17 protein-coding genes and 1 other RNA gene are annotated in these 22,762 nt (G+C 49.1%); 10 read left to right on the forward strand and 8 right to left on the reverse strand.

Annotated features, from left to right (window positions below):
- Together H6F93_RS12720 and H6F93_RS35185 are read right to left on the reverse strand one after the other, a co-directional pair.
- The coding region (locus H6F93_RS12720) for a transposase (protein ID WP_190681209.1) at positions 1 to 417 on the reverse strand (417 nt) is incomplete at its 3' end.
- Between the two features lie 198 nt (positions 418 to 615).
- The gene (locus H6F93_RS35185) at positions 616 to 3,306 is read right to left on the reverse strand and encodes a CHAT domain-containing protein (RefSeq protein WP_199313681.1); all 2,691 of its coding nucleotides are present in this window, start codon (positions 3,304 to 3,306) and stop codon (positions 616 to 618) included.
- A 1,061-nt stretch (positions 3,307 to 4,367) separates the two neighbouring features.
- Between H6F93_RS35185 and H6F93_RS12730 the strand changes: the two genes are divergently transcribed.
- A complete protein-coding gene (locus tag H6F93_RS12730; protein WP_190681212.1) occupies positions 4,368 to 4,898 on the forward strand; it encodes a putative outer membrane beta-barrel protein in 531 nt (176 codons plus the stop codon).
- Positions 4,899 to 5,313: 415 nt separating this feature from the next.
- Entirely contained in the window at positions 5,314 to 7,230 is a 1,917-nt protein-coding gene (sir, locus tag H6F93_RS12735) for a sulfite reductase, ferredoxin dependent (protein WP_190681214.1), read from the forward strand.
- A gap of 105 nt (positions 7,231 to 7,335) precedes the next feature.
- Here sir and H6F93_RS12740 read toward each other — a convergent pair whose 3' ends face one another.
- The 3 genes from H6F93_RS12740 to hpsE (H6F93_RS12750) all read right to left on the reverse strand — a co-directional run bounded on the left by H6F93_RS12740 (position 7,336) and on the right by hpsE (H6F93_RS12750) (position 10,324).
- Complete coding sequence (locus H6F93_RS12740) at positions 7,336 to 8,190, reverse strand: phytanoyl-CoA dioxygenase family protein (RefSeq protein WP_190681216.1); 855 nt, start codon at positions 8,188 to 8,190, stop codon at positions 7,336 to 7,338.
- Between the two features lie 102 nt (positions 8,191 to 8,292).
- Complete coding sequence (gene hpsE / locus H6F93_RS12745) at positions 8,293 to 9,261, reverse strand: hormogonium polysaccharide biosynthesis glycosyltransferase HpsE (RefSeq protein WP_190681218.1); 969 nt, start codon at positions 9,259 to 9,261, stop codon at positions 8,293 to 8,295.
- 112 nt (positions 9,262 to 9,373) lie between these two features.
- Positions 9,374 to 10,324, reverse strand: coding sequence for a hormogonium polysaccharide biosynthesis glycosyltransferase HpsE (gene hpsE / locus H6F93_RS12750; protein WP_190681220.1), 951 nt, complete (start codon positions 10,322 to 10,324; stop codon positions 9,374 to 9,376).
- 358 nt (positions 10,325 to 10,682) lie between these two features.
- On the opposite strand from hpsE (H6F93_RS12750), the gene H6F93_RS12755 reads away from it, so the two are divergent.
- Complete coding sequence (locus tag H6F93_RS12755) at positions 10,683 to 11,243, forward strand: superoxide dismutase family protein (protein ID WP_190681222.1); 561 nt, start codon at positions 10,683 to 10,685, stop codon at positions 11,241 to 11,243.
- 101 nt (positions 11,244 to 11,344) lie between these two features.
- Here the strand turns inward: H6F93_RS12755 and H6F93_RS12760 are convergent, their stop codons facing one another.
- Together H6F93_RS12760 and H6F93_RS12765 are read right to left on the reverse strand one after the other, a co-directional pair.
- On the reverse strand, positions 11,345 to 11,836 hold the full coding sequence (locus tag H6F93_RS12760) for a hypothetical protein (RefSeq protein WP_190644311.1): 492 nt from the start codon (positions 11,834 to 11,836) through the stop codon (positions 11,345 to 11,347).
- Positions 11,837 to 11,871: 35 nt separating this feature from the next.
- Positions 11,872 to 13,365, reverse strand: a complete 1,494-nt coding sequence (locus H6F93_RS12765) for a site-2 protease family protein (protein WP_190681224.1) — start codon at positions 13,363 to 13,365, stop codon at positions 11,872 to 11,874.
- 408 nt (positions 13,366 to 13,773) lie between these two features.
- Here H6F93_RS12765 and H6F93_RS12770 point away from each other — a divergent pair, with 408 nt between their 5' ends.
- The 7 genes from H6F93_RS12770 (at position 13,774) to pyk (ending at position 21,492) form a co-directional block, all read left to right on the forward strand.
- Positions 13,774 to 14,502: an MBL fold metallo-hydrolase gene (locus H6F93_RS12770; protein WP_524537940.1), complete on the forward strand. Its 729-nt coding sequence runs from the start codon at positions 13,774 to 13,776 to the stop codon at positions 14,500 to 14,502.
- A 121-nt stretch (positions 14,503 to 14,623) separates the two neighbouring features.
- Positions 14,624 to 14,807: non-coding RNA, 6S RNA (ssrS, locus tag H6F93_RS12775), on the forward strand.
- A 189-nt stretch (positions 14,808 to 14,996) separates the two neighbouring features.
- On the forward strand, positions 14,997 to 15,167 hold the full coding sequence (psb34, locus tag H6F93_RS12780) for a photosystem II assembly protein Psb34 (protein WP_190681227.1): 171 nt from the start codon (positions 14,997 to 14,999) through the stop codon (positions 15,165 to 15,167).
- Positions 15,168 to 15,206: 39 nt separating this feature from the next.
- Positions 15,207 to 15,434 (forward strand): hypothetical protein, encoded by a 228-nt coding sequence (locus H6F93_RS12785; RefSeq protein ID WP_190681229.1) that lies wholly within the window; start codon positions 15,207 to 15,209, stop codon positions 15,432 to 15,434.
- A gap of 231 nt (positions 15,435 to 15,665) precedes the next feature.
- Positions 15,666 to 18,107, forward strand: a complete 2,442-nt coding sequence (locus tag H6F93_RS35190) for a tetratricopeptide repeat protein (protein WP_190681230.1) — start codon at positions 15,666 to 15,668, stop codon at positions 18,105 to 18,107.
- 650 nt (positions 18,108 to 18,757) lie between these two features.
- The gene (locus tag H6F93_RS12795; RefSeq protein ID WP_190681231.1) at positions 18,758 to 19,465 is read left to right on the forward strand and encodes a COP23 domain-containing protein; all 708 of its coding nucleotides are present in this window, start codon (positions 18,758 to 18,760) and stop codon (positions 19,463 to 19,465) included.
- Between the two features lie 239 nt (positions 19,466 to 19,704).
- Positions 19,705 to 21,492 carry a pyruvate kinase gene (pyk, locus tag H6F93_RS12800; RefSeq protein ID WP_190644306.1) on the forward strand — a complete coding sequence of 596 codons (1,788 nt, stop codon included), beginning with the start codon at positions 19,705 to 19,707 and terminating at the stop codon, positions 21,490 to 21,492.
- 226 nt (positions 21,493 to 21,718) lie between these two features.
- Here pyk and H6F93_RS12805 read toward each other — a convergent pair whose 3' ends face one another.
- Positions 21,719 to 22,735: a DUF2382 domain-containing protein gene (locus H6F93_RS12805; RefSeq protein ID WP_190681234.1), complete on the reverse strand. Its 1,017-nt coding sequence runs from the start codon at positions 22,733 to 22,735 to the stop codon at positions 21,719 to 21,721.
- Between the last annotated feature and the right edge of the window lie 27 nt (positions 22,736 to 22,762).

Raw genomic sequence — 22,762 nt, forward strand, 5'->3', positions numbered from 1 at the left:
GAGCATGTCTTGAACATGGTCAAGCTTACTGTTGCCATCCCCATCCGGGTTGTACAAGCGGTAGTCAACCACCCAAAATTCTCCTGTGCTGGCATTGACGTACAGACAACTAATCAACCCAATGCCGCGAATCACCCGATGTTCGTTGCCACTATACTGTCGCCTGACCAGTTCAATCGATTGGCTGAATCGTTTATCCAAAACAGTGTCATCGAAAATCAAGTATCCTGCTGCATCTGGAACAATCAGCGGTTTGACCTGCTCCCACAACAGACGAGGAGTCAGCTTTTCACTGCTCAGGTAACGGTTAATCGCATCGTGGCTGAATTGCTGCAAATGCTCCGCTAGATGAGTCAGCGTAAAGTTGGTTTGGCTACTCAACAAATATTGGCAGTAGTCCAGCTTAGTAAATGTCATCGCAATCGCTGTTTGATGCACTCATACTGGAACTGTAGCGAGCATAGCTCAACTTAACCACCCCCTATCCCTAGTGCCGCTGCGTAAGTCCTGTTGAAGTCTACTCCCTTCCCGATTAAAGATTAGGTGCTAAAAGATCAGGGATGCACCCCCGTGACGCGGGGGTGCATCCCTGATCTTTTAGTGGGAAAAGAGTAATTAAAGCCAGTTTCCTACCAATACATACGGTGCCCAAATATAGGGAGATCGATAGCCATATTCATTAAAGAGTGCAAGTTGAGCCTGGTGCAACGCTTCTGCTTTTGTCAAGGTAGATGGCGTGAGGCGGTTATAAAACTCTCCCATCAAAATAGCAGTAGAGGAATCGCTCACCTGCCACAGCGTAGACACGGTGCTGCGTGCCCCGGCGCGAACGGCGATTCCTGCTAACCCTAACGTTGCTCGTTCATCTCCCTGGGCGGTTTCACAGGCACTCAACACTAGCAATTCAATGAAGCTGGAGCGATCTTGCAGGTCAGTGCGTAATAGGTCATTTAAGTCTTGGCTCTTTAGTAACTCGCTATAAGCCACAATAAAAGTTGCGTCTGGATCAGAGCTAAACTGCCCATGCGTTGCAACGTGGACGGCGGAGAAGTCGCCAGAGTCAATTTGCTGTTGCAAGTTTGTTCTCGTAAATTCCTGATTTAATAGCAACTCGGTTGAAGCCACTGCCTCAATCTGTTGTAGCTCGTTTGTAACGTTCGCGAGTGGGCTAAAGGATTGTCCTTCGATTTGTCGCGCTTCACTCACTCCGGCGGTCAGCACCTCAAGGGAATCGCCTGAGGGAGGTTGGAGATCAACCAGTTGCAAGCTAGGAGCGATCGCCACAGCATAGGGTTTCTCAATCAAATAACGCTCCCCATCGTGAAGGACCGACATCGGAATGTTTCGTAGCGCTCCATCCAACACAAATACTAAAGTCTTCACCGTATTGGTGGCAGCGAGGTCTGCCTCTAGCGGACGAATGATCCAGTTGTAAACTTGAGTTGCCTTCTCAAGTAACATTTCAGGACGATTTCGAGCAACGATACTGGTTCGCAGATCGGCTAGGGTTTGTTCAACCTGATGTTGTGCGATCGCAGTGGTGTAATGCTGTAATGGTTGTCCTGGCAATCGATAGACGAGTTCTAACCGATCCTCCAGAATGATGGGATAGATGATCGCCGCTGTTGGAGCAACGCGACCGATGCTATCGATTAAGGGTTCAGTTCCAAAGGGAGTTGTCGCTTGCACAACGGTGCAGCGCAAGAAGTTTTCGATCTCTGCCAGCTGTAATGCATCTATCACCTCAATTGCTTGCCTTAGCTCGTCTTGGCTCGGTTCACGACCCACTTCTGGCTGCAATAGCAAACTCACCAAACGCCGATAGACTGGCTCGACGTTGCTGCGAAATGAAAATTGAACGTCGGAATTAATGGTCAACAAATCGCTGCGAACAGACTTTAGAGTTTCAAAGGCAGCCGTGTAGGCAGCGATCGCTCCAGGGCGATCGCCCTGTTTTTCCAGCAGTCGTCCCATCTGCCACTCCCATCGATAGCGGATATCGGGAGCTTGAATCGTTTCTGTTTTCAAGAGCGCTTGTTGAGTTACAGCTTGAGCTTCTGACCACTGGCGGGTTAACTCGTACAGTTCTCCCAATTGTCCTAATGCAAAAGCTTCTGACCTAGAATCTTGCAGAGTGCGAGCCTGCTGAATGGCAGTTGCTAGCAATTGGGCAAGCTCACTCCAATCAGGCAAGGAAGGAGGGGGCTGTTCTAGCTCTGGTTGAGTAGTTTGCTGCAAGCAATCTGCCTGAGCAGAGTTAAGCTGCTGACGCAGGCAGATCAAGCTGCGGACTGCATTCAGAGTTGCAAACACAGTAGATCGCCCAGTCGGTAGACGGGTGAGATCAGGTTGAATCTGCAACCACAGTTCGGCAGCATCCGAAGTTTGCCCAGTTTCTGCCAGCAAGCTGAGTTGATTGAGCCTGGCTTGAATCTGATGAATCGGTAAGGTCGCTCTGCTAGCAGCTTGTTGATAGTGAGCGATCGCGTCCGTTTGATGCCGTTGTGCTTCATCTGCTTTGCCGATGGCGATCGCGCGATCGCTCAAAGCCCGGTTTGTGTTGCCCAGATCCAGCAAAATAGAGCTCGTGAGTGAAGGAAGATCGAGAGAAGTGGCGATCGCCAGGCTCTCTTGCAGCAGTTCGTGGGATTGGTTTAAGTAGCCTAAGCGTCGTTGAGCATTGCCGAGATACCACAGCCCCGTTGCTACCAAGGATGGCTCTAGAGGCTGTTGCTGCAACACCTCATAAACATTGCCTAGAGTTGCTTCGGCTTGCACACTCAACCCCAATGCCTGGAGCGCTTCGGCTTGATTAATCGAACTGAGAACCACCCCGCGAATATCGTTGGCTTGCTGATAAGCAAGCGTTGCTTGTCGCCAAGTGTCTAGAGCGTCATCAAAGCGCCCCCCAGACCAATGCAATCGACCCTGGGTATTCAAGGCTTTTGCAAATACTGCCAAGAATGGTTGAGTAGATGTATTGGATTGCTCAGACTGCAATAGGTTAAGACTGGTGGCGATCGCCTCTTCCGCCTCTTCCCAGCGTCCTAAATGCTGATACGCCACCGAGAGATTGCTTTGCACTAATGCCTGCCCTAGCTCATCATCCTGAGCCGTAAAGCCAGCTAATGCTTGATTCCAGACTTCAACCGCTGTCGCAAATTGCTCTTGCTCATAATAGTTAACCCCCGCCTGCAAAAGCTGTCGTGCATCAGCAGACAACGCGGGTCGATTGACAACCACCATAAAACTCAGGAGCGTGAGTAAGAAGAATGCAACCAGTCGGTGATATCGTCGCGTGATCACAGTTCACCTCTCCCGTATTACTTAGGGAATCTGGCAACTCGTTGAAGCTACTAAGTTATTGCCGTTCACAGACCGTCTTTGGATGATAGGTCAAAGTCTTTTAGAAGCGTTTTGAAACCATTGTGCCTATTTATCTCGCGCCGACCACACCCCTGATATCAGCATGAATAGCCCCCCTGCAAAGATGGCGATCGCAAACCCTGCTGAAATCGCGTCCATCCAATGAATTGCTTCCATTAGATGTCCTCCTGATGATTCATTAACAAACAATTAATGCATCCTAGCTCAGTTCAAGGTAACTATACTGCGTTGATTTAGTTCCTACACATCTAGTGCTGGAAAGACCCTAAACAGTTCGCCCTAGTCAGGGCGATCGCCTGATTCGGCTGGGTAAAAAGCAAGTCATTTGTCTGCTGCTTTGACTTGGGTGTAGCCACAAAACTCTGCTAAGAGAGTGTTCTCGGCATTACTAGCGTCTGAAAGCATTTAAAAACAGTCGCTCTATTATGCGATTCTTCTATTTTTGAAAGAGATAGAGATTTGTAGAGAAAAAAGATTTGTATTTTTCATAAAAATGTATTTGAAAGTCGCAATCAAACATTAACTGAGGACGTAAAAGATTATGTTTTGTTCCCGAACTATCAAAACCTTGCTTGGATTAAAAAGTGGACTTATCCTACTTTCAAATCACTGAATTGATTAAATAACTTCTTGGATAATCCCTATATATCTAACAAGATATTACTGGCTTCGTTGCATTTTTTGAAACAAATTATGTGTGACAGTTAGGAAACAGACCATCACAACATCCTGTTCATTTTCATAGGATTTAAAACAAGAATATATCCAGAGCAAAGTTGCTGTAAGCCCCACAAGTCTAATCTCAAAGCTACCGCTGCATATTGAATCCATTGCAAGACGAGGCTTCTAGATTTATACAGCACTTTGTAATATCTCAAATTCGGGTGGCGAAAAAGTTGAGTTTTCTGGAACTATTACGTCGACTCTAACGACGCAAAATCTCAAAAAGAACAGCAAAGAAACTGCTGAAGGGAACGAACATGAAACTCTCATTGAAATCTATCGCAACTTTTTCTGCATTATCTGCACTAGCAATTTCTCCAATTTTCCTCTCTGCTAATCCTGCTTCTGCTCAACCTGCTGGAATGGATGGAACCTACGTCGGTGGTGGTATCTCCGCAGGTGTCCTAGATGGTGGAAGCGATGAAGAGGGTTCCACATTTGGAGGCAACATTCAGGGACGTTTTGCTGTACCAAATGCGCCTGTTTCTTTACGCGGTGCGGTTCTATTTAGTGATGACACCAGTGCGATCATGCCAATCGTTTCTTACGATGTGCCTATCACAAATAACGCTAACGTTTACGCCGGAGCAGGCTATTCCTTTGTTGAGCAAGACGGTCAAGAAACCCCTCTTGGCAACCAGGATTCTGTGGTCTTGACTACAGGTGTTGAGGCTGAGGTCGTCCGAAATGTAGTGCTGTACGGCGACGCAAAGCTAGGTCTAGATGCTTATCAAGATAGCTCTAACCCAGCGCTCAGCTTCCAGTTTGGTGCTGGCTACCGATTCTAAGAATGCAACCCTTGAGGGTGTAACTTCCAGGGTGCAACTACAACTAAGGGTGTAGCTCCGAATCTAGTGAATCCTTTGAGTTAGGGAAAGGACGGGGAGAGAATTTAGTTCTCTCCCCATTTTTTTAAGGATTGCGGATTGAGTCACCTGAGTTATACCAATTCCAAAAATTAGGGCTACAGATAGAAGGGCACCCCATGGGGTGCCCTTCTATCTGTAGCCTCTTTAGCCTCTTTTTAGAGAGACGCTATAAGTTGTCTTAACTGGTGTGACAACAGCAGCGTCTTCATAATTTGAAATTCTTTCTAACAATGGGAAAGGCTGATGTGAGAAGATGCGATGCTAAGATCGGAGGGGTGGATTCACCTTTATTCCGACCGGGAAACCGGAAATCAGTATCCTTTAGATCTTTGCAATGGTTAAAACTCCTGTTTCTCTACCTGCCACTGACCGTAAGTCTTCCAAAGTAGAAGGCCTTAAAGAACGCAGCCATGCACTGCGTGAGCCTGTCGCCACTGAGATCTCTCAGGATACAACCCATTTTAGTGAGGATGGGATACAGATCCTTAAGTTTCACGGTTCTTATCAGCAGGATAACCGCGATAATCGGGTCAAGGGACAGGAGAAAGATTATCAGTTCATGCTGCGGACTCGGAATCCTGGTGGTTTTATTCCACCGCAGCTTTATCTGGCGTTGGATGATCTGTCGAGCCAATATGGCAATCAAACGCTGAGGATCACAACGCGGCAGGGAATTCAGCTTCATGGCATTCTCAAGAAGAATCTGAAGACGGCGATCGCCACCATTGTTCGCAACATGGGTTCAACCTTGGGGGCGTGTGGCGACGTTAGCCGCAACGTGATGTCTCCCCCTGCGCCTTACAAAGATCGCCCTGAATATGTTTACGCGCGTGAATATGCGGATCAGATTGCAGATTTGCTGACGCCCAGAACGGGCGCGTATTACGAAATCTGGCTAGACGGTGAGAAAGCGATTACGGCAGAACCCAATCCGGCGATCGCTGAGGCACTGGAACGTAACGGCAACGGCACCGTTTTTCATGACAACGAAGAGCCGCTCTATGGCACTTACTACATGCCGCGCAAGTTTAAGTGCAGCGTGACGGTGCCAGGAGACAATTCAATTGACCTCTATTCACAAGATGTCAGCCTGGTAGTGATGACCAATCCCCAGGGCGAACTGGAAGGCTTTAACGTGTTTGCGGGTGGCGGCATGGGACGCACTCACAACAAGGAAGAAACCTTTCCTCGCTTGGCTGACCCGATTGGCTACGTAGACAAAGCTGATGTCTATGACCTGATGAAGGCGATCGTGGCGACTCAGCGCGACTATGGCGATCGCTTTAACCGCCGTCACGCCCGAATGAAATATCTGATAGAAGATTGGGGCGTAGACAAGTTTCGCCAGGAAGTTGAGGGCTATTTTGGCAAGTCAATCCAACCGTTTAGACCGTTGCCAGAGTTCAAATATCTGGACTTTTTGGGTTGGCATGAGCAGGGCGACGGCAACCTGTTCTTGGGCATCTCAATTGACAATGGGCGAATTAAAGACGAAGGCACGTTTCAGCTTAAGTCGGCTCTGCGGGAGATTGAAGAACGATTTGCATTGCCGATTCGCCTGACCGCAAATCATAACCTGGTGTTATATGAGATTAAGCCGTCTCAGCAGGTTGAAATTCAGGAAATTCTTCAACGCTGTGGCATTCAGCCGGAAACTGAGATCGATCCACTGGTACGTTACTCGATGGCTTGTCCGGCGTTGCCTACCTGCGGTCTGGCTACCGCTGAGTCAGAGCGGGTACTGCCTAGCGTTATGGAGCGAATTCGGACGTTGCTAGATAAGGTGGGCTTGGATCAGGAGCATTTTGTCGTGCGGATGACAGGTTGCCCCAATGGATGCGCTCGCCCTTATTTGGCAGAGTTAGGCTTTGTAGGACAGTCACCCGATACCTATCAACTGTGGCTGGGGGCTGACCCAAATCAAACTCGTCTGGCTGAGCTTTATCTGGACAAGCTGAATATCCAAAACCTGGAAGCTGCGCTAGAGCCGCTGTTGATCTACTTCAAGCAAGAGCGTCAGCAACGAGCAGAGCCGGAAAGTTTTGGCGATTTTTGCCATCGAGTTGGGTTTGACGCACTGCGGCAGTTTGCGGCTAGCTATGAGCCCAGAACGAGCAACAAATTGCGTCACCGAATTGGCATTAAGGATGAGGTGTACGTCAAGCTAAAGGCGATCGCCGCCCAGCAAGGTAAACCGATGACAGAGCTAGCGAATACGGCTATCGAGACTTATTTACAGACCTTAAGCTGAACTGCGGAAGGCGATCGGTATTAAGTCGATAAAAAGTAGCGCAGTTAATCCCTGCGCTACTTATTTTTTGGGGGAAATAGCCGTTTCCCCCTACAGAAATCTCTTTTACAAATTGCTGAATTCTTTCCAGAAAATGCACTGTTTTTGGCGATCGGACAGAGATTTTGAGATAGTCAGTAACTCATCCTGACTTAGGATTGACTTGCAGGTTTCTGGATTTTTAGGCTTGCGGGAAGTGTAGGTAAAGAACATGGCAAGCCGTTCGGATTCGGTAGGCATTCTGCCTCGGTGAAATACACCGCAAGTATCGGTAAAGACAACCGTTCCAGCGCCACCTGTGCAACTTCTCCAATTAGACGATGGCACCGCTTTTTCTACAACATCATCTGGGACAAAACCATAGTTTCGCTTAAACACATTAGGAGGCGGTGTTAGCGACTTGGGAATATATTCATACGGGCCATTGTTCTCACCTACCTGGTTGAAGTAGACGATAATTTTTGCCATTCGCCGATCTTCAATATCGATGTGCCATTGGCGGGTACCTGCTTGCGAACCATCCGCTACATCTCGACGGAAAGAGACTCCATGATAGGCAACGGGTAGCCCTAAATAATTTTCGATGATGCTGAGCAGCCGCTCTTCTAAACCCCACAAAAACAGCCCAGGATACTGCATCAGCAGGGTTGAATCTGCGCGAGAGTAGGCTCTATTTTTCTTAGGAGGAATCTTTAGCAATTCAGGCGCGATGTGACCTGCCGCATCTAATAAAGTGGATGTTGACGGAGTGTCTAAATCAGTTAATGAAGTAATTACAGTTCCTTCTTGCTGAAGACCTTCAACAATTTGGCGATCGCCAGGTAAGATTGCTGGAAGCCTATCTACATATTTGGCTAAATCTGATTTGTAAGTTAGCTCAGATAAAGCTTGTGGAACCTTTTTGATCAGAGTGTTAAGCACGTAACCTTTCCTTTAAGTAAGGGATGAAAATAGTTGGGGCGATCGCCTCAAATTCGTTAGAGTTGTTTGACTTGTTTTAGCCAGCAAGACGTTAATTTAGAATCATGCCTTTTGAGTCTTCTTTGAGCTAGACATGAAGCAGTAGAAGGGACTGGCTAAACAGCTTAAGAAAAATGTCATTTCGCAAGCAGCAATCAAATCAGTTCTTACTTTCCCTCGATACTTCAACAGGTGAAGGATCACTCTACGAGAATTACCTAAGAGAATCTTGCTCACAATCACGGGTTTTTGCCAGCTTTTTGCTCCCACTAAACGAAGCTGACAAACACATAGTCCAGCGGTACGAATCAGCTTAAGCAGATTTTCTTTCTCCAAACGCTGTTTTGGAATTTGGTGATAGATATTCATCAGAGGGTTGTACCAAATTTCCCAATTTGCCCGATGCAAGTGTAGAGAAATCTCGAAGTCGTTGCCGCCTCTACCGGTGCGAACCAACTGTTTGGGCACGCTGTCCAACCAAGCCTGCCTGCGTACAACTAGCCCTGCTCCGGGAGGCAGACTGAGTTTTTCTGGCTCATACCGATGAGGTTTTGAGCCGCGTTTTTTAATTGCCAGAAATGATTGAATCCGCTCAAAGTTTTCGGGCGGTTCTACTTCAAAGTCACCGTGAATTTGCCCACCGAAAGCGCCTGCTGTGGGATGGGTTTGACCAAATTCATAAGCAGCAGCAACCCAGTCTTGAGTTGGTAAGGTGTCATCATCCAGGAAGCCAACAAACTCACCTTGAGCATTTTCTACGGCACACTGACGGGCAAATGCCAGCCCTTGTTTTGCTTCAAAGCAGTACTTGAGAGTGGGACCTTGCCAATCAGCCTGATAGGACTGAACCACTTCTTTGGTATTGTCGCTGCTGTTATTATCGACAACTAGGATTTCCCAGGAAAAATCAGTGTTGATCTGCGATCGCAACCTTTCCAATACTTTAGACAAGCGATCGCCGCCATTATAAGTTGGGATTGCAACGGTAAAGCCAATCCCTGCGCCTTCCGGCTTACTATTTTCAGAAGTCATATCTTTCCCTGAAAGTTCTCAAAGCAGTGATTGTTGAAGTCGGTTTATCTTGCCAGCCAAAATTACTTCTAAGTAGAAGGCTCGAATTCCTGAAATAGATCAATTAGATCCGCTAGATCCGCAAAAGCCGCTTTCTCCATAGAAAGAATGGGCTAATGATGTTGCTGACCAAAAGCTCCATTTCACAGGCCGCGATCAGGTCATTCTTAATCACCTTTCGGTACTTAAGGAAATGCAGAACCAGCTTTCGTAGATCACTTGCTAGATACATCAAGAAGGCAAAAGGTCTCTGCCAAGCGGCAAAACTCAGCATCCGGATGTGATGGCTGCTCAACCCGATGCAGCGAAACACTGAAACCAGATAGTCTCTCTCTAGCCGCCAGTGGGGGATTTTGTGTTGAACCTGCATTTCAGGGTTGTACCACAGTTCCCAGCCTGCCTTCTGAATGTGCAGCACGACTTCTAAATCTTCACTGGCAAGCCCGGCTTCTTTGCCCGTATTGTTCAAGAATAGGCGCTTGGGAACGGCTTCCAACCAGGCTTGCCGCAGCACAACCAACCCAGCCCCAGGTGGAAACATACGCTTCTCAGGTTGGTACAGTCGGGGTTTAGAACCTCGCTCGATAATGGCCAGGTAGCAGGCAATTCTCTTAAATTCTTCAGGAGGCGCGACTTCGTAGTCTCCTTGAATGCGACTGCCAAAGGCTCCTGCTTCGGGATGGGTTTCGCCAAAGGCGTAAGCTGCTGCAACCCAATTGGGAGCAGGCACGTTGTCGTCATCCAAAAAACCGATGTAGGTTCCTTTTGCTTCCGTAACGGCTCGTTGCCGGGCAAAAGAGGCCCCTTGACGAGGTTCTAGACAGTACCTTAGCGGGCAGTGAGCGGGCCATTCCGCCTGATAGTCCTGAACGACTTTGGCAGTATTATCTTTGCTGTTGTTGTCTACAACGATGACTTCCCAGGAGAGATTGTCCAGGTCAATCTGCGATCGCAATCGCTCTAGCACGTCTGGCAAACGCTCTTCGCCATTGTACGTAGGAATCGCTACCGTGAAATCAACCATAATTTTAAGCAGATAATGAATATTAGCGGTTACGTTAATTCAGTTAAGAGCTGCAAAATTTTCAGCCTATTTGCAGAGACTAAGTCAGAGTTCCTTGACCAGTTTTCATAAATCAGATAGTAGCGAATGCGAGGATATCAGGACTAGCGATCTAGCTTGATCTTCATTCACTCTTTAAGGTTGGCTATGTGTTTCTACATATAGGTTTCGGCAGAACTAGTGAGTTGTGCTGACCCTGCTTAAACCCTATAGGGGATTCACAGACGAGAAATTTACGTAGAAGATTCAATCTATGAGCGATCGCTCAAATAATCAGCGATCGCTGCTTTAATCAAGCTTGTTATCCAAAAAGTGAACCATGACTAGCATTGGCAAAATCATCAAAACATTGGGGCTAGCCCTCTGTCTGAGTCTTTTGGCTGTAATTTATTCTGTCCCTGCCGCTACTGCCGCTGAAATCGGCAAAGCCATCATTGAAGGCACCTCAGAATCTGCTTCTGTAACAGGAGAAGCCCGTTTTATCGAAACAGATGCGGGGCTGCAAATTAACGCAACTCTGGATACTGCTCCCTCTGGAAATCACGGGTTTCATATCCACGAGTTTGGCAGTTGCGCTGAGGGTGGCAATGCAGCAGGAGGGCACTTCAACCCAGATGGAGTAAAGCATGGCAAACTTGCCACAGATGGATTTGCCAATGCTCACGCAGGCGATCTGGGCAACATTTCAGTTGCAGGGGGTGAAGTCACCGCGTTTAGCGAAACGCTTCCTGGCTTAACGCTGAATGACGGAAAGTATGCGATCGCCGGACGAGCAATTATTGTGCACGAAAACGAAGACGACTTCGGGCAACCCACCGGCAATGCCGGTGGTCGGATCGGCTGCGGTACGATTTTCCTAAGCTCTGATACTTCAAGCTAAACTTACTCACTTGAAGTCACTCGCTTGAAGCCATTCCGCAAATATTATGAACAAGGGGCTTAAGCCCCTTGTCTGCACCTTCAAGACTACGGCTGTAAACCTCACACCGCTGAGCCATTAGTAATCGGCGTACCAGATTTTGTTTGATCGCGAGTCGCTCGTTCTTTAGCTAACAGGTTCACCGTGTCTCCGAGAGCCGTTGTTAAGCTGCGCCGCGTCTGAGCATGGTCTGCCTGCTCTGCTTTGAGCGATTGAGACAGGCGATCGCACTCCATCAGCGCTCTAACCAAAGTCTCTTTAACCTCTGATGGGTTTTGTAACTGCTCTAGCTGCTCTTGAATCGCAGACTCAGTTATCCCATCACTCACAATAGGCTGAGGCGACTGCTGTAACCGTTGCAGTTCAGCTTTCAGCATTTCAATTTGCTGTTGTGCTAAACGTGCTTCAGTACGCCGCTGCTGTGCCTCTGTTTCATAAAACCTGCGCCAATTTGCAGCACTGGTGTAAGCCTGATCCCGTTCTTGATTGACCTCAGCCAGTTTCTGTTGAAGTGCCTTAATCTCTAACAACCACTGCCTAACATCCTGAGACATCCCACCAACTCCTCATGCAGCCCATGCTAGAGAGTCTAAAACAAAATTTGAGTTACAGATTGGGGAACTGGCAAAATAATACTGACCAGTAACCCTAATGCAACTAACCCCCACCAATCACGCTGGTTATCCAATTCACTGACATCATTCAGGGCAGGTTCGTCTACCACGGGAATGAAAAACAGCAAAATTGCCCAGAGAAAAAATTCTTGCTGAACAAACGACAGAGCCAGAACCAACAACCGTGCGACCTGACCGATCACTGCACCCACTCGCTGCCCAAACATCGCGTGAACGATATGCCCCCCATCAAGCTGACCCACAGGCACCAGGTTGAGCGCTGTCACCAGCAAGCCCAAACAGCCTGCCACCGCTACTGGGTGCAGCTTTAGAGCAGTGGTCGCAGTCAACCCACTACCCAAAGCTAGCTTACTCAACAAAGCCAGCAACAGCAAGCTAGGTTGAAAGGAAGTGACGTTTAGAATACCAGATTCTTCTGTGAGGCTAACAGGAGTAGAGTGTGCTAACCCCCAAAGCAGCAGCGGTATCGTAACCACAAAGCCTGCCATTGGTCCAGCAATCCCTACATCAAATAGCGCCTTTCTATTAGGTACAGGAGAACGCATCTGAATAAATGCACCAAAAGTCCCAAAGGGAAAGAAACTGGCTGGTGGAACCGGAATAAAGTAAGGCAGTGTTGCCCGAATTTTGTAAAACCTAGCCGCCAGATAGTGCGCTAACTCATGAACTCCCAAGATAGCCATGAGTGCTAGTGCATAAGGCAGTCCATTCAGCAGCAAAGCAGCTGTAATTTCTGTATCTTCAGTAATTGCGCCGGAGATTGCAACGCCTGCCAGCGTTGTAGTGAAGATAGTTGCTAGCAGCAGAGTTAGGGCTAGACCGGGGCGGTTTAGGGACTCACTGGCTGATTTTGCGGCTGCTTGGGCTTGAGGGTTAGGCACCAGAGCAAAGAAAGGTTTACCGTTCATTCCCTCCTGAAACACAATCAGAAAGCGATCGCCAAACTGCCTTTCCACATTCTCCCGGATCGTTTTGTAGGCTACTTCGGGTGAGGTTCGCAGTTGTCCCCGACAAATTAAAGCCTGGGGACGGTATTCAACGTTTTGCAAGTAATAGACTGACCAGGGAAAGCAGTTTTGCAGAGCCGCTTCTTCTTCTTTATCAATGGGTCGGAGGGTGGGGCGCTTTTCAGCAGTGGGTTCGGCGATCGCCTGCGGTCCCTGTTGTAGACCTTGTGCCTGTGCCTTAACCGCAGCGCCAGATTTGGACGAACGTCCCCACTGAATCAAAAACCAGTACAGCAATGGACAAAGGATGAAGGGCCCCAACAACAGGATAGCTGGCATTGGTTCGTTTTCTCCATAAACCAAAATCCAGCCTGTCCAGACAAAAGCAGGAGTCATCATCACTAGCCACAGTACCCAGATCGGAGTTCGGGTAATGCTCGCCACCGTCCGTTGGACGATGAAGTACGTAAATATTCCCAAGAGGAGCAACCAGAAAATCATGCTGCGGGTCTCAATTTCGTCAATTCAATCGATCACTGATTGATCACTGGTAGATCTCCAGCATACCGCTTTCAACCAATCCTCAAGGCGAATGAATCTAAAGCTTTAATTCAAACCCGCACAGAACAAACACCTGCGTCATCAACATCCCAAAACTCGCCAAGAAGCTTTTGCTGCGGGATTCGAGCAAGACTTTTTCAGATGAACCCCGTTAAAGTGATCATTCTACAATCGATCAGCTAGCAAATTACTGAAATTCGCTCAGAAATTCGTCTCTAGAGTTAAGTCTACTCACGAGAGTTAAGCTCGTTCACCAGCTTCATGTCAAAACGTCAGTAGAATAAGGATTGCATTAGCGTGAAATCCGCTTAGTACGATCTGCTTAGAGAGACTGAATACTGAATAGTTGTGTTAGATCCTGCCTTTAGCCCTGACTCATCCCAAGCCAACCGAACTTTGAGCAATTCTCAAGCCAACTCTAAGCAACCCCGTAAAGTCTTTGAGGATATTTTTGCCTTTCCCCCTAATCGCGACACGATGGGGGGAACTGCTTATTTAATACAAGCCACGGAAGGAAACGAAAACATTTTGGTTGACTGTCCTGCTTGGGATCAGACAAACCAGGACTTTTTGCAGGAGCAGGGCGGCGTTCGTTGGCTGTTTCTGACACACCGGGGCGGTAAGGGTAGAGTCCGTGAGATTCAGCAGAAATTTGGCTGTGAGGTGTTGATTCAAGAGCAAGAAGCTTACTTATTACCGGGAATCGAGCTAACTCAGTTTCAGCAAGAGTTTCAAATCAATCCGCAGTGCCACACGATTTGGACATCGGGTCATTCCCCTGGCTCCGCTTGCTTGTATTGCGATCGCCACGGTGGGATGCTCTTTACCGGACGACATTTGCTGCCCAATCAGCAGGGCGAACCTGTACCTCTGAGAATTGCAAAGACCTTTCACTGGCCGAGACAAATTCAGAGTATTCAGCGAATCATGGATCGGTTTACGCCAGAAACGTTGAGCTATATCTGTCCGGGTGCCAACACTGGATTTCTTCGGGGCAAACGCGCGATTGACCAGGCTTATCAGCGGTTAGCTCAACTGGATCTAGCTACGCATCTACAAGCGAAACCTCTGCTGTAAAGCTTTTCAGCCCTTGGGTAGACCGATTGCTACATGAGAAATATGGCTTAAGTCAAGATTTATTCATTTACGGTTCACCACCCTTGCAATAGCCCCCACAAAGATCGTTAAAATAGGCGTAGTTCTGCTGCGGCGTTGGTGACTGCCAATAATGTTTTATGATCTATGCCTTGTTTACAAGGGAAACTAGATGTTTCAGTGGCAGTATACCGGGCTTGTACCCGGAAACTTAAAACTGAGGCCGTGCTTCCCACCTGGATTATTCCAGGTCAAAAACTGAGGTAAGACGGCGTTGCGGGGGACTCTCAAGCTTTTTTGATTTCTCATAGAAGCTTCTAGTTCTAAAAGAACAACGGATTTGAGTGGCGCAGGCAATGCCTGCGCCACTTCAATTTTTGGAAAGAGAAAATTATTAAGAAAAGTAAACAGTTAGGTGAGAGTGATCCCGCAATTATTTGTTACAATTGGTGAAATTTGTAACGAGAGGTTCTTTCATGCCCTATACCACCGAAGAAGGCGGTCGCCTGAATAATTTTGCGGTTGAACCCAAAATTTACCAGGCTGAGCCACCAACTCAGGGACAACAGCGGAATTATATTATTTTGGGCGTTGCGGCGATCGCACTGATCGGCGGACTCCTCTTTATAGCGGTTTCTGTATCGTAAAAGTTTCTTCTACAAAATCGATAGCAAACCAGGCGTTGAGTGCCTTCTGAAATTTGGCACACATCTGAATTTGACATCATTAACCAGGCTGCCCTTGTGGAAAAGCCTGGTTTTTTGATTTCGATAAACACCCCTGTGCAGCGTTTGATAGGGCTATTTCAGTTGCAGGAAGGGGAAGCGAAATGGCGTAAAACTGACTTACCTCAGATACAGCACTCTTGTCCTGACCTGAAGGCAATCGGCTTGAAGAGGTTTATAACGGCTTAATCTGTTAACTGCCCCAACTCCTTTATCAAGTTAGCCGGAAGCCAGCTAGTTCAGTCACATTTCTGAAGAAACTGTTGTAGAAACGGCACATCCATAGCGTTCTACGAAAATAGGTTTCATTACGTAGTATTCAAAACTGACTGAAACCTCATCTGATTTCCAAACTTCTGGCTTCAGATCTGGTTATCAAATCTGGTTATCAAACCCATTCTCGACCTGCGGCATCTTCTCGTGACAGACATCCCCTTTCGCAAAATTTTAGGCTTAAACCAGCAGACCTATCAATGCCTGAAACTGGCTTTGAGTTTGAATCTGCGTCGTCAGATTTTTATTGCAGTCTGTGATGACCTGACTTTGCGCGATCGCCTCGCGGCACAGCTTTTGGCAGAACTGGCAAATCCTTCTCCAACGGCACTCAATCGGGCTTCAGAAACAGGCGGACAGCGCTATCCTCGTCTAGTCACGCTGGATTTGAGCTTGAGCGATCCTAACCCAATTGTGCAAGTGGCTCAATGGCTGTCTCAGTCACCGCCACCCAAAACGGGCAACCGCCGCGCCCCAATGCCAGCCTTCCAGTTTGTGGGGATCGAACACCTGACTCGCCAGTCGGCTGCGGTGCAGCGTCTCTTTTTGACGCATCTTCAGGGCATCGAGCGCAGTTTACCTGTGCTGGAGTCGAGCTTGCTGCTGTGGATGCCGCGTCCCTGGTTTCGCTCTATGCCGCAGTCTGCCCCAGAGTTTTGGCGCTGTCGCACGGGAGTGTTTGAGTTTGTTGGCGATCCCACGCCGCTGCCTGCCGCATCCATTCCTCAACCTCGGACGCGTCCTCAAGAGGCGATCGCTGCGACTGCGGCTCAAGCGGACCAAGCAGCACCTCAAAAAACTGTTCCGGCGATCGCCAAAACTAATGGTTTGCCGCAGTCTCAAGCAACTGAATCAGAATCGCTTTGGGATGCACTGGATCGGGATCTGGCAAAACTAGACCAGGCTAACGCAGCCGCACCCCCAGTTTCTCGTGCAAAAGCACCTCAACCTGGCCCTGGTGATCGCCCTGCAAACTCAAACGGCACGGGGACAGCTCCACATCAACCTGTCTCCTCACCTGTCGCTCCAACAGGTAGAAATCAATCTCCAGGTGCGACTCCCAGTGCGCGTCCCGCCCAGACTGCGCCGACCGTCCCACCCCGCGTCGCCCCTCCAGCCCAACCACCTGCTGCCAAAACTCAACCTCCTGCTGCTACCCCTGCGCCGCGTCAACCAGTAAAATCTGATGCTGCGGTGGATCAACCTGCTCAGGCTAGACCACCCCAAGTTCAGACGGGAAGCAAACCGAGCCAGCAGCCAGTTGTGACGACTTCGACCCCCAAGCAGGGTAAATTAGCCGAATCTCAAGCCCGCATTCAAGTGCCCCCAGGAGCAAGTGAAGCGGTGCAGCCATTGCCTTTGTTGCAGCAGATTGAATTGCTGCATCAGCAACAGGCTCCTCCAGCAGTGTTGGCAAATGCCTATCGAACGTTGGGCAACCTCTATCGCGATCGCATCGAGCAGGGTGACGCTTCTCCTCAAAACCTGATGATCGCGATCCAGGCGTATGAGCAGGTGTTGCTCTGCCTCGACGAAACTTCCAACCAGTGGGCAGACATCCTGAACGACCTGGGCAACCTCTACTGGATGCTGTCGCGATCGCCCCTTTCCCCCGATCAAGCACTACCTTACTTGCAGCAGGGCATTCAAGCCTATCAGCTTGCCCTGACGAAGGTTGATCCCCAGGCTCAGCCTCAAACTTTCCCAATGATTCAAAACAATCTGGGAGCGGCCTACGCTGATCTGGCGCGGTATCAGGAACCTGCCGAGAATCTTCAGCGATCGGTTCAGGCATACCAGCAGGCATTGCGCTATCGCAAAGCAGACGTAGAGCCACTGCGCTATGCCTCGACGCAAAACAATTTGGGCACCACCTACTGGAACCTGGCGCAACACCAACAGCCCAAGGTGAATTTGAAGCAGGCGATCGCTGCCTATTCAGAGGCTCTGCGCTACTACAATCCCAAGCAAGAGCCGCTCAACTACGCGATGATCCAAAACAACCTCGGCACCGCCTACTGGAATCTGGCTCAGCAAGAACAGCCGAAAGACTGGCTGGGGCTAGCTCTAGGAGCCTATCGCATGGCATTGAAATATCGCACCCTGGAAGTCGCCCCAGCCGCTTTTGCCGCGACTCAAAACAATCTCGGCACAGCCTACTGGCACATGGCAAACCATGTGAAAGATGACGCTGAAGCCCGCTTGGACTATCTAGAGCAGGCGATCGCTGCTTACAAAGCAACTCTTATCGCTGCCGAAAAACTGGCTAAATCTTCTCAGCCCATCCCGCTCAACTTTGACCTCAACGCCACTCACAACAATCTGGGCTTAGCCCACTATCAAATCGCCAGCGATCCCCACGTTTCAGCCGAGGCTCCAGCTCGATCAAATCATCTGGAAGCTTCACTACATCACCACCTGCAAGCATTACAAGGCTGGCAGCAAAAACCCGAATTTAGCCAAACTGCCCTAAGCTGCCTCCTGCAAACTATCCGCGCCTTCTACAATCAATTTGGCATTCAAGGACAAAACCTGGCACTCTCTAAAGTTCCTGGACATCTGCTGCCGCAAATTTTGCCTCAGCTTTAGGAAAGGGGCTAGAGGCTAGGGGCTAGGGTTTCGGAAAGAACTATAGATGGAGGGTTTGGGGTTCGGTACTAGCCCCTAGCCTCTACAAAAAAGCTGACTTGATTCCAAGCCAGCCCAAGAGATAGTCAATCACGTTGTCTTTTCATTGGAAGAAACCCAAACTGCGCGTTCCCAAATCGGCAGGGGTTAACGGAATATTGACGTTTCCGCCATTTCCTTCTCCACAAAATAGTGTAACAAGAGACACAGACCTTTCGTCATAAAACTTTACGAGATCTTTTGGGCCATTCCATAACTGCACCTAATGAATGCTAAAGATACTCTTAAGACAGATTGCTCAAAAGCGGCACCTAGAAACAGCTCTGTTTTATCAAGCTGTGATTTAGCGCTTCTGCACAGGCCTAAGTAAAAGCGAAAATTGTAGATCTGAGGCACTTTGCTGAGACTGTTCTCGTCCTCAGAAGATGGAGAAGCTTGTGCTAGCTTTCTGGATCGCGCCACTTAACCAAACCAACTAGCTAGACTGAGTGGAAACCAATTCTGGGATTCGCTTCCTCTTCCCGCCCCAGTTTGCCTAACTTTTGCCCCAAAATCTGCCCAAAAACGAGTTTAAGAAGATAGCGTTCATTAACCTAAAAGGACTTCATAATATGCCATTATCCCTGTTTGGGTCACGTCAAACACTCACGACACAATTACGACAAGGAATCAGCTTGTCTGTAGGGCTGGCAATGGGGCTAGCAGGAGGGGCGATCGCCCAAACCACTCCCCAACCGGACATCACCAGCAGCACCCGCTTTGCCTGCCAGTCCATCAACGGACAATATACTGTGATGTACTATCCCCAAAGCCAACCTGGGCAAGCCTATGCCTGGGCTACTCCAACTGAGCTAGGTGGCGGTTGGACGGAAGAACGACGCTGCAGTGAGATTAGCCGTCGCCTAGAATCCTACCGTCCTGACGGCTTGCTAGAAATGCAAACAGGCGTAGAAAACGGCTACAACACCATTTGCGTCACTACTCAGCAAGATGCATCCTGCCGAATTGTATTGACCGTGCCCCCTGGACAAGATCCACTGGTGACGCGCAACCGCGTCTTTGAGAACCTGGCCGTTGCCGATAGAGGTCAGCAAACCGACTCCGTTACAACTTTCACTGGCGGTGATGATGGCATCCTTAACCGTATCGGAGAGGCGTTGGATATTAACCTACCGGGTTCGAGACGCAGCAACTCAAGCACTGACAGCATTAACCTGCGTCCCTTCCTCGACCAGGCTGATGGCGGCACCGGAACCAGACTACAAGGTGGCACCCCTGCTCAGTCTACTCCACAGCTCAACCCTGACAATTTTCGCTAGATAACTTGCCAAAAATTGGCATCTACCTCCCCATTCTCAGTCTGAGGGTGGGGAATTTCATGCTGAAGGCGATCGCCAAACATGATACTATCCCTCTTGCCTCTCCACCCTGCCTCTCCATCCTGAATGTCTTTCCTTCAGAGACGAGCTAGCCTCTACCAAGCAATCGTCGCTCCAGACCAAACCCGTGAAACCTGGCAATTCTGCCTCTAGAATTTCTACTTACTTCTGGCAACTCTATGCAACTGCAACACTCTATCCGTCGAACCAAAATAGTAGCTACTATCGGGCCAGCCACTAGCAGTCCAGAAGTTTTGCGCGACCTGATTGAAGCTGGGGCAACCACACTACGACTCAATTTCTCTCACGGCACTCATGAAGACCACCAGCGAAGCATTCGCCTGATTCGCCAAATTTCGTTTGAGCTTAACCAACCCGTTGGGATTCTGCAAGATTTACAGGGTCCCAAAATCCGTCTGGGCAAGTTTGAGAATGGTTCCATTACCTTACAGAAGGGCGACCCATTTATTCTTACCAGTCGGCTTTTGCCTGGAAGCCAGGAAATTAGCTCTGTAACCTACAAACCCTTGGCAGACGAAGTTCCAGAAGGCGCAACGATTTTGCTGGATGATGGTCGCGTCGAGATGATTGTAAACAAGGTAGACAAGACAAACAAAGAACTTCACTGCCGTGTGGTTGTGGGTGGAGTGCTGTCCAACAACAAAGGCGTAAATTTCCCAGGGGTTTACCTTTCGATCAAGGCGCTTACCGACAAGGATAGAACTGACCTGACGTTTGGGCTAGACCAGGGCGTGGACTGGGTCGCACTGAGCTTTGTTCGCAATCCTCAAGACATTCTAGAAATCAAAGAATTAATCTCTAGCGCAGGCAAAAACGTTCCTGTAATCGCCAAAATCGAAAAACATGAGGCGATCGAGCAAATGGAAGCTGTGTTGTCGATTTGCGATGGAGTGATGGTTGCCAGAGGCGATCTGGGGGTAGAACTGCCTGCCGAAGAAGTTCCGCTGTTGCAAAAGCGGCTGATTGCCACCGCTAACCGTTTGGGTATTCCGGTGATTACGGCCACTCAAATGCTGGATAGCATGGTTCAAAGCCCTCGCCCGACAAGGGCAGAAATTTCAGATGTGGCAAATGCCATTTTGGATGGAACCGATGCGGTCATGCTTTCTAACGAGACAGCGGTCGGCAAATATCCGATTCAGGCAGTAGAAACGATGGCTCGCATCGCCACTCGTATTGAGCAAGACCAACCCCTGAACAGGAATGCAGAAAGCGCACCGGGGCGATCGATTCCCAATGCGATCAGCCAAGCGGTGGGACGCATTGCTGAGCAGCTTAAATCCGCTGCAATCATGACGCTGACTAAAACTGGGGCAACGGCTCGAAATGTATCTAAGTTTCGGCCCCACACTCCCATTCTGGCTATTACTCCCCATGTGGATGTAGCTCGCCAACTTCAGCTTGTTTGGGGAGTAAAACCTTTGCTTGTGTTGGATCTACCCTCTACCGGGCAAACCTTTCAGGCAGCGCTGAACGTGGCTCAAGAAAAGCAACTACTCTCAGAGGGCGATTTGGTGGTGATGACTGCGGGCACACTTCAAGGCGTAGCAGGTTCAACGGATCTGATCAAAGTTGAAGTGGTCACTGCCGTGTTAGGTCGGGGAATTGGCATTGGACAAGGTTCAATCAGTGGACGTGCCAGAGTTGCTCACAGCAGTAAGGAAATCGGTAATTTTAACCCTGGAGAGATTCTGGTTGCCTCTGGTACCAGTGCTGACTTTGTAGAGGCAATTCGCAAAGCTTCGGGGATTGTGACTGAAGACGACAGCCTCACCAGCCACGCCGCCGTGATCGGTTTGCGCCTGGGGGTTCCGGTGATCGTGGGTGTTAAAAATGCAACTGAGGTAATTCGAGACGGGACAATTCTCACGCTCGACATGCAAAGGGGATTGGTTTACTCCGGTGCAGTAGGGCTAAACCAGGCAGATACAACGCTTAGCGTATAGCGCGATCGCCCCTTGTTATCTCTCTTCCATTACTCTCGAACAAGAGGAACGAGGGAAATTTCTTTCCCAAAAGTGACAAAGCTTGTAGTGCCACGCATATACTTCTTTCCCACTAAAACAGGAATGCACCCCCGCGGCGCGGGGGTGCATTCCTGTTTTAGTACCTAATCCTCAACCGGGAGGGGAGTAAAGGAGATTGGTACAGACGTAATGTTGTCTTGAGGGGCTAAGGAAGCGGACGTTCATCAATCAATGGACGACCGGCTGTGTTGATGTCTAGCTCCTCACGGCGCAGCGTTTCTTCGGCGGTCACCGTGTCTTGCCGGACTTCCTTCCGAATCACTACTTCGTCGCGCACGACGGGCTGCTTGGTGATGTCAACGGTTTCCTCGTAGAGGTCTACCCGCATCACCTCACCCGACTGAAAGTCGGTAGCACCTGGAGTGACGGCTACACCCCGGTTTGCAGTAGGGTTATGTTGAATTACAACGCGTTCCTGCTGCACGGGGACAGCAACTTGAGTAGTCTCAGTCTCGATGCGCTTACCAACACTTACCTCACCAACTTTACGGCGGTCTTTGTTCGCAACTAGTTGCTCTTCATAGAGCCTGAAGGTTTGATGATCTTGCTCGTTCATAGAATACAGAGAGGGTTCCTGCTCATAGCGGTATGTATTGCGATTATAAGGAGTGCGATCGCGATCCGCATCCCTATCCAACCGATCAAACCCTGGAGTTGAGGTAGTTGTGTTGCTCACAGGCGGGTTGACTACCGGCTGGGCAGGAGGAATATTGTTTCTGACGCGCTCACTTGGTTGGGGAGCAGAAACTGCAGCCGTCCGAGTTTCCGTTGGCATTCTCTCTAGCGGAACCCCATTCTCTAAGGGAGCGGTCCGGTAAACGCCTCTCACCCGCTCTTCATAGTCATAATCGACAGTCATGTGTTCATCATATTCAGGCAGCTGCTCTGCTTGCTGGCGAGAGAGCCCCTTCAGATAGATGCGCTGCGATCGCGGATCGCTACGAAACCGCCCAACTGGCAACAGCACCTTCTTGCCAAAGATCCAGAAGCCTGTATCCATCACTAGATAGCGAAATCGCCCGTCATCATCTACCAGAGCAGTACTAACCGTTCCTACTTTTTCATCTTGTTCGGTGTAGATATTGAGACCTTTGATGTCTTCGCCACCAAACAACTCGTTTCGATAGTTGGGATGAAAATCTTCGATTTTATAAAGAGCCATGCTATTCTCCGTTCTATATTCGTCAGC

The organism is Leptolyngbya sp. FACHB-671 (assembly GCF_014695745.1).
In the GTDB taxonomy this organism is placed as follows: Bacteria; Cyanobacteriota; Cyanobacteriia; order Elainellales; family Elainellaceae; genus JAAUTN01.

What these genes read in the sequence shown, in the direction of transcription:
- H6F93_RS12730 (WP_190681212.1), top strand. Translation starts at nt 4,368, where the DNA reads ATGAAACTCTCATTGAAATCTATCGCAACTTTTTCTGCATTATCTGCA.
- sir (WP_190681214.1), top strand. Translation starts at nt 5,314, where the DNA reads ATGGTTAAAACTCCTGTTTCTCTACCTGCCACTGACCGTAAGTCTTCC.
- hpsE (WP_190681218.1), bottom strand. Translation starts at nt 9,261, where the DNA reads ATGACTTCTGAAAATAGTAAGCCGGAAGGCGCAGGGATTGGCTTTACC.
- hpsE (WP_190681220.1), bottom strand. Translation starts at nt 10,324, where the DNA reads ATGGTTGATTTCACGGTAGCGATTCCTACGTACAATGGCGAAGAGCGT.
- H6F93_RS12755 (WP_190681222.1), top strand. Translation starts at nt 10,683, where the DNA reads ATGACTAGCATTGGCAAAATCATCAAAACATTGGGGCTAGCCCTCTGT.
- H6F93_RS12760 (WP_190644311.1), bottom strand. Translation starts at nt 11,836, where the DNA reads ATGTCTCAGGATGTTAGGCAGTGGTTGTTAGAGATTAAGGCACTTCAA.
- H6F93_RS12765 (WP_190681224.1), bottom strand. Translation starts at nt 13,365, where the DNA reads ATGATTTTCTGGTTGCTCCTCTTGGGAATATTTACGTACTTCATCGTC.
- psb34 (WP_190681227.1), top strand. Translation starts at nt 14,997, where the DNA reads ATGCCCTATACCACCGAAGAAGGCGGTCGCCTGAATAATTTTGCGGTT.
- H6F93_RS12795 (WP_190681231.1), top strand. Translation starts at nt 18,758, where the DNA reads ATGCCATTATCCCTGTTTGGGTCACGTCAAACACTCACGACACAATTA.
- pyk (WP_190644306.1), top strand. Translation starts at nt 19,705, where the DNA reads ATGCAACTGCAACACTCTATCCGTCGAACCAAAATAGTAGCTACTATC.
- H6F93_RS12805 (WP_190681234.1), bottom strand. Translation starts at nt 22,735, where the DNA reads ATGGCTCTTTATAAAATCGAAGATTTTCATCCCAACTATCGAAACGAG.